Origin of the sequence: Hydrogenophaga electricum (assembly GCF_030160815.1) — a bacterium.
Taxonomy (GTDB): Bacteria; Pseudomonadota; Gammaproteobacteria; order Burkholderiales; family Burkholderiaceae_C; genus Hydrogenophaga; species Hydrogenophaga electricum.
The window spans coordinates 1-590 of record NZ_BSPB01000187.1 but is presented as its reverse complement, the minus strand read 5'-3'; the positions used below and the strand labels follow the sequence as shown (position 1 = coordinate 590).

The following is a 590-nucleotide window of genomic DNA, read 5'->3' as shown; positions in this document are numbered from 1 at the left end:
ATTCGACCAGATCGCCATGAGTGGAACTCCGACCATAACATAATTGACAGATCCAAGATGTGCTCCGGCAAGTAAAGGGGGTTCTAATATATATTGGTTGTGCTCGAAAGGCGGTTATGAATCGATTGACTAACCCAATTCCAATATCTTGATTTCGAGTGGCAATGCACCGTGAACCGATATATATATCGTTTGCTAATACACGACCAATTAATGTTTGTACAAAAAGTTTTTCCGTCATCCCATTTTGAGGACTCACAGAAATAGCTTGGATAGTACCACAATCTCTTCTACGCACAATAATATGTTGAACTACTTCAACAAGTCTACGTGTAAGATATCCAGCATCCGCCGTTCGTACAGCAGTATCTACAACCCCTTTGCGGGCTCCGTAGCAGGAAATTATATATTCTGTCAAAGAAAGTCCCTCGCGTAAATTGCTTTGAATAGGTAAATCAATCATTTGTCCTTGAGGATCCGCCATTAATCCTCGCATACCTACTAATTGGTGTACCTGCGATGCATTTCCTCTAGCTCCTGAAAAAGACATTAGATAGACTGGATTAGAAGGATCTGTTATCCGAAAATTC

1 pseudogene is annotated in these 590 nt (G+C 40.8%); it reads right to left on the bottom strand.

Annotated elements, in window-relative coordinates:
• Positions 1-550, bottom strand: a pseudogene (locus QQK43_RS23805) (DNA-directed RNA polymerase subunit beta'); the annotation flags it as partial.
• Positions 551-590 lie beyond the last annotated feature (40 nt).